The following is an 11,170-nucleotide window of genomic DNA, read 5'->3' on the forward strand; positions in this document are numbered from 1 at the left end:
TAAGGAAAAGCTAAAATGTGTCATTTTTATTTATAATAGATTGAAAATTAAGACAATGGTATAATAATTAAAAATAATATCTTTATCTCACCATTTGGGGCTGATTAAAGTTTTACTTTATATAATAAGGGGGAAGTTGAGATGACAGGAGGTAGCATAATTTTTTGGGGCATCCTCATTTTTATCGGTCTAGTTCTTGATCAGCGTAATAGTAAGAAAAAAGAAGGATAAAAAGTAAACGTTTACAAATCAAATAGCAATTTTTCTTGCTTGCAGAATAATCTCATAAAGGAGTATACTGAATGACGGTAAGACTTATAGAAGGGGTAATGAAAATGAAGCTTGCAGGAAAAGTTGCTATCGTAACTGGCGGTGGCATCGGTATTGCACGTAATACAGCTCTTTTGTTGGCTAAACAAGGCGCAAAAGTAATTGTGACGGACATTGATCAAGAAAGTGGACAAGCAACAGTGGAGGAAATTACGAATCTAGGCGGAGAAGCCCTTTTTGTATTCTATGATATGGAAAAGCAAGGAGATTGGCAACGCGTTATTAGCATTACTTTGAATGCATTCAGTCGCATTGACATGCTTTTTCAAAATGCTGGTTTATATAAAATAGATTCGATTTTTTCTCGCCAACAAGAGAACGATTCCAATGTACTTTGTATTAATGACGTTTGGATAGAGATAAAACAATTAACGTCATCTTTTATGAAACAGCAAGAAGAAGTGGTGCTTAGTGATTTACCGATTTTCGGTATTATTGGCACGAAAGGACAATCATTTCATACAGTAGAAGCCCTAGTATAATAATGAAAACCGCCCTCGATATATGTGGACGGTTTTTTTGTATGTTATATAGAAGGAAATTTTTTTAGCGAATACGTTGTTCTGTTTGGCTGTCAAAGAAATGCGCTTTATTTAAATCAAATGCCAATTTAATTTGGTCTCCAGGTGAGAATATATGTCTTGCATCAACACGTGCTGCAAAATCTTGATTTCCAAGTTTCATATATAAAATAGATTCAGCACCTAACAATTCAGCAACTTCAATTTTTGTTGTGAAAGTAGTAGATTGTGAAGCTTCTAAAAATAGTAGTTCATCATGAATGTCCTCCGGGCGAATACCTAAAACAATTTCCTTATTTACATAGCCTTGTTCACGTAGCATCTTCATTTTTCCTTCAGATACTTTGATTTTTATAGTATTATCTATAACGAAATCGGTTTCAGTCAATTTACCACGGAAGAAGTTCATCGCTGGTGACCCGATAAATCCACCCACGAAAATGTTTTCTGGTGTTTCATATACTTCTTTTGGTGTTCCAATTTGTTGAATCTTTCCATCCTTCATAACGACAAGACGCGAAGCCATAGTCATTGCTTCTGTTTGGTCGTGTGTTACATAAATTGTTGTTGTTCCAAGGCGATGATGTAGCTTAGAAATTTCTGAGCGCATTGCAACACGGAGTTTAGCATCTAAGTTTGATAATGGCTCGTCCATTAAGAAAACTTTTGCATCTCGAACGATTGCTCTACCTAACGCAACACGTTGGCGCTGTCCACCTGATAATGCTTTCGGTTTTCTATCTAAATATTGTTCAAGTCCTAAAATTTTTGCTGCATCTTTTACACGACGATCGATTTCATCTTTTGGTATTTTTCGAAGTTTTAATCCAAATGCCATATTATCATATACACTCATATGTGGATAAAGAGCGTAGTTTTGGAAGACCATTGCGATATCTCGATCTTTTGGAGGAACATCATTCATTAGTTTACCATCAATTGAAAACTCGCCTTTTGAAATATCTTCGAGTCCAGCTACCATTCGTAATGTTGTAGATTTTCCGCATCCAGAAGGACCGACAAATACGATAAATTCTTTATCTTGAATGTGTAAATTAAAATCAGTTACAGCTGTTACGTTATTATCATATATCTTATAAATGTTTTCTAATTTAAGTTCTGCCATGGTATTTCCCCCTAGAAATAATTATGCAAACGTTTTCTTTGAGTTCATTATAAACGAATAGATTCAAAAAATAAATAAAAAAATAAAACGTTTTCATATATTGGAGAATTATTAGTGATTTTCGCGTTTTTTCTTAGAAAAAGAACAATAAAAATTGTAAGCGCTATTTTAAATTGAGATAGAATCTGTTATCATTCATTAATGAAAACGTTTGCGCCTTAAAAAAGAGAAAAATGAATTATGAATGAAATGGGGTAGCATAATGGAAAAACAATGGTGGAAAGAAAGCGTAGTATATCAAATTTATCCTCGTAGCTTTATGGATAGTAATGGTGATGGTATAGGAGATCTTCAAGGGATTATTTCAAAGCTAGATTACTTAAAAGAGTTAGGGATTGATGTGATTTGGTTATCACCAGTCTATGAATCTCCAAATGATGATAATGGTTACGATATAAGTGATTATTGTAAAATTATGAACGAGTTCGGAACAATGGAAGATTGGGATGAACTATTACATGAAATGCATGAACGTAATATGAAATTGATGATGGATTTAGTTGTTAATCATACATCTGATGAACATAATTGGTTTATTGAATCACGTAAATCAAAAGATAATAAATATAGAGATTACTATATATGGCGTCCTGGAAAAGAAGGGAAAGAACCAAACAACTGGGGAGCTGCTTTTAGTGGATCTGCATGGAAGTATGATGAAATGACGGATGAATATTATTTACATCTGTTTTCTAAAAAACAACCGGATTTAAACTGGGATAATGAAAAGGTAAGACAAGATGTTTATGAGATGATGAAGTTTTGGTTAGAAAAAGGAATTGATGGATTCCGCATGGATGTTATCAATTTTATTTCTAAAGAAGAAGGGTTACCAACAGTTGAAACAGATGAAGATGGTTATGTTTCAGGTCATAAACATTTTATGAACGGTCCAAACATTCATAAATATTTGCATGAAATGAATGAGGAAGTATTATCGAATTATGATATTATGACGGTTGGTGAAATGCCAGGTGTAACGACAGAAGAAGCCAAATTGTATACTGGAGAAGAACGAAAAGAGTTGCAAATGGTATTCCAATTTGAACATATGGATTTAGATTCAGGAGAAGGTGGAAAGTGGGATGTAAAACCATGCTCACTTCTTACTTTAAAAGAGAATTTAACAAAGTGGCAAAAAGCATTAGAGCATACCGGATGGAATAGCCTTTATTGGAATAACCATGATCAGCCTCGCGTTGTATCTCGTTTTGGTAACGATGGAATGTATCGCATTGAATCTGCAAAAATGTTAGCGACAGTTCTTCATATGATGAAGGGGACGCCATATATTTATCAAGGTGAAGAAATCGGAATGACGAACGTTCGATTCCAATCAATTGATGAATATAGAGATATTGAAACGTTAAATATGTATAAAGAAAAAGTGATAGACCATGGTGAAAATATAGAAAAAGTAATGGAATCTATTTATATAAAGGGTCGTGATAATGCTAGAACTCCAATGCAGTGGGATGATCAGAATCACGCTGGATTTACAACGGGTGAGCCTTGGATTACTGTAAATCCTAACTATAAAGAGATTAATGTGAAACAAGCAATCCAAGATGAAAGTTCAATTTTTTATTACTATAAGAAATTAATTGAGCTACGCAAAAATAATGAAATAGTTGTATATGGATCATATGATTTAATATTAGAGAATAATCCTTCTATTTTTGCTTATGTAAGAACATATGGAGACGAAAAACTACTTGTTATTGCAAACTTTACTGCGGATGAAAGTGTATTTGAAATGCCTGAGGATATTAGTTATAGTGAATCAGAATTATTCATACACAATTACGATGTAGAAATCGGATCGATAGATAACATTACATTACGTCCGTATGAAGCGATGGTATTCAAATTGAAATAAGAAAAAGCCTTATGCCATCTTGGCATAAGGCTTTTTTGATTACCATTTTAATATGGAGAATCCATATGGAGGAAGTGTAACTTGTAATACACTTGCTTCTGCTGAAAATTCTTCATTTGTATAAATGTTAATTATTTTCTTACCAGTAACATGAAGAGGGAGTGAAACTGTAACTTCACTATTAGTAGGGTTTAAAACGAAAAAGATAGTTTCATCCTCATATGTTTTCGTATAAGAAATATAATTATGTTCATCATTTGCTTCGATGAATTGAAAAGTACCATGTCCTCCAAAAGCTGCATGTTGTTTTCGTAATGAAATCAATGTTTGTATATGTGTAAATAATGCATGATCTTGTTCTTTAGTATCCCAAATCATACATTTACGGCAATTGGGGTCCATACCACCATCCATGCCGATTTCATCTCCGTAATAAATACATGGAGAGCCGATGAAAGAAAGATGGAATACATAGAGCAATTTCAACTTATTTTTATCTCCATTGCATGTTGTTAAAATTCTTGGAGTATCATGGCTATCTAATAAATGAAAGGCTGCTTCATTTACATTCATAGAGTAGGAATGTAGAGATTCTGTAATTTGCTTCATGAATTCACTTGCTTTAATGGAATCGTTAGCAAAGTAAGAAAGTAGAGCGTTTGTAACAGGATAGCTCATGACAGCATCAAATTGATCACCTTGTAGCCACGGAAGGGCATCGTGCCAAATTTCTCCCAAAATATATACTTCAGGATTTAATGTTTTTATTTCAGTTCGGAATTCTCTCCAAAAGTTGTGATCGACTTCATTTGCGACATCAAGGCGCCAGCCATCTATATTGAATTCTCGTACCCAATAACGTCCTACTTCAAGTAAGTACTCTTTTACATCTGGATGAGCTGTATTTAATTTAGGCATATACGGTGTAAAGGCGAAAGTATCATAATTTGGAAGTGGTTCGGTTATAATCGGGAAATCATGAATGTGGAACCACTCTTTATATGCGGACTTCTCACCATTCTCTAGTACGTCTTGAAATTTCTCGAAAAAGTATCCACTATGATTAAACACAGCATCGAGCATGACTTTTATACCGTGCTTATGACATTCTTCAACGAGCTCTTTAAAAGTTTCTTTCGTCCCAAATTGTGGATCAATTTCCATATAGTCAATTGTGTCATATTTATGGTTTGAATGAGCTTTGAAAATAGGTGTGAAATATATTCCGGAAATGCCAAGCTTAACAAGGTAATCAAGGTTTTGAATAACACCAGCAAAATCCCCACCGAAAAAATTAGTTGGAGTAGGATTCGCACTTCCCCAAGGAAGGGTGTTTTCTGGATTCAGCGTACTATCGCCATTAGCGAATCGTTCAGGGAAAATCTGATACCAAATGGTGTCTTTAATCCAAGATGGTGCTTTGAATACATCATCTGCATGAATAAATGGAAAACAAAAAAAGTTACCAACATCATCATTTGGAATGTTAGAAAAGAATCCTCGCTCTGTATAAATAAGAGTGTCTGTTTCAGATTTTAATTCAAACCCATAACGTAAGCGCTTAAATTTTGGTTCGATTGCAATGGACCAATAATCAAATAATGCAGTAGAACCCGTTTTTTTCATTGGTGTACTTGCTGATATCCATTTCCCATCTTTCCATTCGTAAGGATCACCGTAAATAAGATCGGCGCTTTGAACATCATCTCTCTTAGTACGTATTCGGATGTGAATTGTTTGTTCATCGTAAGCGTATGCATAATTATCTTTCGGCCTATGATAAATGGCTTCTTTAAACATATAGAAAATCCCCCTTCAATATCTCTATACATAGTATTCCCTTAAGTGTAATAATAAAGCCTATATTGCAAACGATTGCCTTTCTTATAGCTTTAATATTGCTTATAAGAGTAGTATTCATTTCATATAAAGTCAATGTATAAAGAGTATAATGACATAATTTTTAAATTAATATTTGCAAAATGAATAAAAGAATGTATAATGATAGACAAATAGCGCAAACGTTTTCATAGACTTGAGATATTGTTTGCGCTTCAATTAAACTATTAAATGCAAACGTTTTCAGTTACTAAGGTACATAGACAATTTAGGGAGGTTTTTGGGATGAAGAAAGCATTATCATTATTAACGGTTTCAGCATTATCTATTGGTATGTTATCTGCATGTGGACCGAAAGATTCAGGGAAAAAAGAGGAAAGTAAAGCGAAAAAAGACTATGATCTTCTTGTTTGGGAAGATGAGAAAAAAGGTGTGGGTCTAGAGCCAGCGGTGAAAAGTTTTGAAAAGAAATATAATGTGAAAGTAAAAGTTGAAGAGGTTCAGATGACGAAACAAATAGAAAAACTTCGTCTCGACGGTCCAGCTGGCACAGGGCCAGATGTTGTAACATTGCCACATGATCATATTGGTAATGCGGTAACAGAAGGGCTACTTTCAGAAGTGAAAGTAGATGATACAGTAAAAAGTAAATTTACAGATTTATCAATAGAAGCACAAACATATAACGGAAAAATATATGGTTTACCAAAAGCGATTGAAACACCAATCTTTATTTATAATAAAAAAATGATGCAAAAAGCGCCGGAAACGATGGATGAACTGTTTAACTTCTCAAAAGACTTTACGAAAGATGGAAAATACGGATTTTTAGCACTAGGAGATAACTTCTACTTTGCTAATGCATTTATGGCAGGTATGGGTGGTTATGTATTTGGTGAAAAAGATGGAAAGCCAAATGCAAATGATATTGGATTAAATAATAGCGGTGCGGTACAAGGTGCTGAATATATTCAAAAATGGTATAAAGAAAAGTTATTCCCGAAAGGTATTATCGGTGAATCTGGTGGTTCAGCTGCAGATGGATTATTTAATGAAGGAAAAGCAGCATCTATTATGAATGGTCCATGGGCATTCCAAGCGATGGAAAAGGCTGGAATAGACTATGGTGTTGCTCCAATGCCGAAATTACCAAATGGTCAACCGATGAAAACGTTCGTTGGCGTAAAAGGATGGCATGTAACAAGCTTCTCTAAACAAAATGATTTAGCTACAAAATTTACTGAGTGGGTTACAAATGAAGAAAATGCTAAAATTCGCTTTGAGAAAACGAAAGAAATTCCACCAGTAAAATCAGTAATGGAAGATCCAATCATTAAAGAAAATGAGGCTGCAAAAGCGGTTGCGACACAATCTGAAAATGGAATTCCAATGCCAAACATTCCAGAAATGCAAGAAGTTTGGAAACCAGCTGGAGATGCGCTTCAATTAGTTGTATCAGATAAAGAAGCACCAAAATCCGCACTTGATAGTGCAGTGAAACAAATTAAAGGTAATATTGAGGCAAATCATAGTAAGAAAAAATAAGGTGAAATTCGTGCCTCTAATATGAGGGGCACGAATTCTCTCCCTTCCATGTAGGAAGAAAAAAGGGGGAAGGAACATGCAAACATCTATGGAACCTGCAAAGGGGTTAAATGATTCAAAGCATAGGAAAGTGGCAACCATGTTATCAATCATTCCAGGCGTGGGCCAAATGTATAATAAACAATTTGTAAAAGGTCTTATTTTTCTAGTATTAACAGGTTCATTTATTGTAGCCTTTGCTGATTTATTAAATATGGGATTATGGGGCATTGTAACGCTCGGTACAGAAGTTCCACGTGACCATTCCGTCTTTCTATTAGTAGAAGGGATCTTGGCACTTATCGTTATCGCTTTTGGGCTTGGCATATATGCATTTAACTTATATGATGCATATCAAAATGGGAAGAAACGTGATATTGGAACACCGTTAAATTCTGTAAAAGAGCAATACCGTAATTTGTTAGATCAAGGCTTTCCTTATTTAATGGTTTCACCAGGTTTTCTACTACTTATCTTTGTTGTCGTATTTCCAATCATCTTCGTAATTTTAATTGGATTTACAAACTATGATTTATATCATTCTCCTCCAGCTAAATTAGTAGATTGGGTGGGCTTTAAAAACTTTATTGATATTTTCACATTACCGATGTGGAGAGATACATTTTTAAGTGTATTTTCTTGGACTGTCATTTGGACATTCGTTGCAACAACATTACAAGTTGCGCTCGGTATTTTCTTAGCGATTATCGTAAATCAGCCTGGTATTAAAGGTAAGGCAATTATTCGAACAATCTTTATTTTACCGTGGGCTGTTCCAGCATTCGTATCTATTCTTGTATTTGCTGGTATGTTTAATGAAACATTTGGAGCAATTAATAACCAAGTATTAGCTTTATTCGGGATTGAAAAGATTGCTTGGATGACAGACCCGTTTTGGTCAAAGATTGCTTTAATTATGATTCAAACGTGGCTTGGTTTCCCGTTCGTCTTTGCGATGACAACAGGTATACTGCAATCGATTCCAGGAGAATTATATGAAGCGGCTACAGTAGATGGAGCGACAGCTTGGCAACAGTTCCGCAAAATTACATTGCCACTTGTGTTATATGCAACAGCGCCAATATTAATTACGCAATATACGTTTAACTTTAATAATTTTAGTATTATTTATCTATTTAATAACGGGGGACCTGCTGTGTCTGGACAAAATGCAGGTGGAACGGATATTTTAATTTCATGGATCTATAAGTTAACGATGACTTCGGCTCAATACGGCAAAGCAGCAGCTCTTACAATGATTTTATCGTTAATCGTTATTACAGTTGCGTTATGGCAATTTAAGAGAACAAAATCATTCCAAGAAGAGGATATGATGTAAATGAATATTAAACGACAAAAGATGCTACGTCTTTCATTAAGTTATTTAGTTATCTTCATAATGTGTGCGATTGTTTTCTATCCATTACTATGGATAATTGGCTCATCGTTTAATCCAGGTGATAGTTTATCTGGGTCAAGTATTATTCCGAAAAATGCCACATTAGATCATTATCGCAAGCTACTTGATCTCGATTCAAGTAATTACTTACTTTGGTATAAAAATACTTTGAAAGTTAGCGTAATGACGATGATTTTCTCTGTACTAGCCATTAGTTTTACTGCTTATGCATTTTCGAGATATCGTTTTGTTGGAAGAAAGAATGGTTTATTAACATTTTTAATTCTGCAAATGATCCCGAATTTTGCAGCGTTAATCGCACTATATATATTAGCTCAGTTAACAGGATTACTTGATACACACCTTGCATTAATTTTAATTTATGTGGGCGGAGCAATTCCGATGAATACATGGCTTATGAAAGGGTATTTTGATACGATTCCGAAAGAGTTGGATGAATCAGCTCGAATGGATGGAGCAGGGCATTTCCGTATTTTCTGGCAAATCATTATGCCACTTGCAAAGCCAATCGTAGCGGTTGTAGCATTATTTACTTTCATTGGTCCATTTACAGATTTCATTTTAGCGAGTATTATTTTGCGAACACCAGAAAATTATACTTTAGCAGTTGGATTATATGAAATGGTTGCGAAAAAATTCGGTAATGAATTTACAACGTTTGCAGCGGGTTCAGTGTTAATTGCGATCCCGATTTCAATTTTATTCCTATCACTACAAAAATATTTTGTTTCCGGTTTAACAGCTGGAGGTACAAAAGGATGAAAAATGGGACATTATGTCCCATTTTTCTTTTCATCTCCCTATAAATAACTTTATAGGGAGATGAAAAGAGATTTGACATCACATGTGAAAAGAAGTGAAATAAATAGTATATTATAGTATAGGAAAAAATAGCTATATCCCTTACAATACATGAAGAGGGAGAATAGGATTAGTTTTGCAAGATATAAGAAATGAAAGTTTATGACTTGCAATGAATGCGAGATAAAATATATGAAAAATGACAGAGAAATGAGAGGAGGGGGATTTTTATGACAGTTACAATTAAAGATGTGGCGAAGCAAGCGAATGTTGCACCATCAACAGTTTCTCGTGTAATTGCTGATAATCCAAGTATAAGTGAAAAGACAAAGCGCCGTGTTAGGAAAGTGATGAGTGAATTAGGGTATCATCCCAATTTAAATGCGAGAAATCTTGCGAACCAAACGACGAAAACACTTGGTCTTGTTATGCCAAGTTCTGCAAGTAAAGCTTTTCAAAATCCATTTTTCCCAGAAGTTATAAGAGGGATTAGTTCATTTGCACACGTAGAAGGTTATGCGCTTTACATGTCGACAGGTGAAACGGAAGAAGAAATTTTTAATGGTGTCGTAAAGATGGTACAGGGACGCCAAATTGGTGGCATTATTCTTTTATATTCAAGGGAGAATGATCGGATTATTCAATATTTACATGAACAGAATTTCCCGTTTGTTTTAATAGGAAAACCATATGATCGAAAAGATGAAATTACATATGTAGATAATGACAATTATACAGCTGCAAGAGAAGTGGCAGAATATTTAATTTCATTAGGGCATAAGCAAATCGCGTTCATTGGTGGTGGATCAGATTTACTTGTAACGAGAGATCGTTTAGCTGGTATGAGTGATGCCTTGAAATTAGCAGACATTGTATTACCAAAAGAATATATTTTACATTTTGATTTTTCGAGGGAAAGTGGTCAACAAGCCGTTGAGGAATTAATGGGACTGCAGCAACCGCCGACGGCAATTATGGCAACGGATGACTTAATTGGACTTGGTGTGTTAAGTGCTCTTTCTAAAAAAGGATTCGTTGTACCGAAGGATGTTTCTATTGTAAGCTTTAATAATGCTTTATTATCAGAAATTGCGAGCCCTCCACTTTCGACAGTTGATGTGAATATTTATCAGCTAGGATATGAGGCAGCGAAAGCTTTAGTTGATAAAGTAGAGAATGCAGAATCCACTGCAAAGTGTATCATTATTCCTCATAAATTACTAAAACGTCAAACTTGTGATCATTATGCAGAAAAAAGCTAAGAGTTTAACTCTTAGCTTTTTTCTCAGGCTGTGGAGAAAGTCTTCTCCACAGCCTGTTTTTGTGTCTGAACCTCTTTTTATGTGTCAACACTGATAAAAAAGAGGAAAAGGAGAGAGTTTTTATGATGGGTGCTTTAAAAAATCATCGTGATGAACGTGTATCTGTTTCTGTAGAAGAGTTGGTTCCACAAGATCATTTCCTTCGTGCGATTGAAGCGACAATTAGTTTTGATTTTATTGAAGAGAAATTACGCCCTTATTACTGTGAAAACAATGGACGTCCGTCAATCCATCCTATCGTTTTATTTAAAATGATGTTTATTGGATATTTTTACGGTATTCGTTCGG

Annotated in this window: 10 protein-coding genes; 8 read left to right on the top strand and 2 right to left on the bottom strand. The window is 34.6% G+C overall.

Annotation, left to right across the window (positions count from 1 at the left end; genetic code table 11):
* Positions 1–141: 141 nt before the first annotated feature.
* Both BUA87_RS17385 and BUA87_RS17390 read left to right on the top strand, forming a co-directional pair.
* Positions 142–231, top strand: coding sequence for a hypothetical protein (locus BUA87_RS17385; protein WP_016080421.1), 90 nt, complete (start codon positions 142–144; stop codon positions 229–231).
* A gap of 71 nt (positions 232–302) precedes the next feature.
* Positions 303–812, top strand: a complete 510-nt coding sequence (locus tag BUA87_RS17390) for an SDR family NAD(P)-dependent oxidoreductase (RefSeq protein ID WP_000218406.1) — start codon at positions 303–305, stop codon at positions 810–812.
* Between the two features lie 64 nt (positions 813–876).
* Here BUA87_RS17390 and ugpC read toward each other — a convergent pair whose 3' ends face one another.
* Positions 877–1,977: an ABC transporter ATP-binding protein gene (ugpC, locus tag BUA87_RS17395; RefSeq protein WP_000818934.1), complete on the bottom strand. Its 1,101-nt coding sequence runs from the start codon at positions 1,975–1,977 to the stop codon at positions 877–879.
* 262 nt (positions 1,978–2,239) lie between these two features.
* Between ugpC and malL the strand changes: the two genes are divergently transcribed.
* Complete coding sequence (malL, locus tag BUA87_RS17400) at positions 2,240–3,916, top strand: oligo-1,6-glucosidase (RefSeq protein ID WP_071713524.1); 1,677 nt, start codon at positions 2,240–2,242, stop codon at positions 3,914–3,916.
* Between the two features lie 39 nt (positions 3,917–3,955).
* Here malL and BUA87_RS17405 read toward each other — a convergent pair whose 3' ends face one another.
* Positions 3,956–5,716, bottom strand: a complete 1,761-nt coding sequence (locus BUA87_RS17405) for an alpha-glycosidase (protein ID WP_000471773.1) — start codon at positions 5,714–5,716, stop codon at positions 3,956–3,958.
* A gap of 324 nt (positions 5,717–6,040) precedes the next feature.
* Here BUA87_RS17405 and BUA87_RS17410 point away from each other — a divergent pair, with 324 nt between their 5' ends.
* The 5 genes from BUA87_RS17410 to BUA87_RS17430 all read left to right on the top strand — a co-directional run.
* A complete protein-coding gene (locus BUA87_RS17410; RefSeq protein WP_000709931.1) occupies positions 6,041–7,300 on the top strand; it encodes an extracellular solute-binding protein in 1,260 nt (419 codons plus the stop codon).
* Positions 7,301–7,376: 76 nt separating this feature from the next.
* The gene (malC, locus tag BUA87_RS17415; protein ID WP_001194982.1) at positions 7,377–8,678 is read left to right on the top strand and encodes a maltosaccharide ABC transporter permease MalC; all 1,302 of its coding nucleotides are present in this window, start codon (positions 7,377–7,379) and stop codon (positions 8,676–8,678) included.
* Positions 8,679–9,521: a maltosaccharide ABC transporter permease MalD gene (gene malD, locus BUA87_RS17420; protein WP_001022603.1), complete on the top strand. Its 843-nt coding sequence runs from the start codon at positions 8,679–8,681 to the stop codon at positions 9,519–9,521.
* Between the two features lie 269 nt (positions 9,522–9,790).
* A complete protein-coding gene (gene malR / locus BUA87_RS17425; RefSeq protein ID WP_016512354.1) occupies positions 9,791–10,822 on the top strand; it encodes a maltose operon transcriptional repressor MalR in 1,032 nt (343 codons plus the stop codon).
* A 122-nt stretch (positions 10,823–10,944) separates the two neighbouring features.
* Positions 10,945–11,170: transposase (locus BUA87_RS17430; RefSeq protein ID WP_083530664.1), on the top strand; the 226-nt coding region annotated here is incomplete at its 3' end.

It is taken from the genome of Bacillus sp. bc15 (genome assembly GCF_900142585.1).
Taxonomy (GTDB): domain Bacteria; phylum Bacillota; class Bacilli; order Bacillales; family Bacillaceae_G; genus Bacillus_A; species Bacillus_A cereus.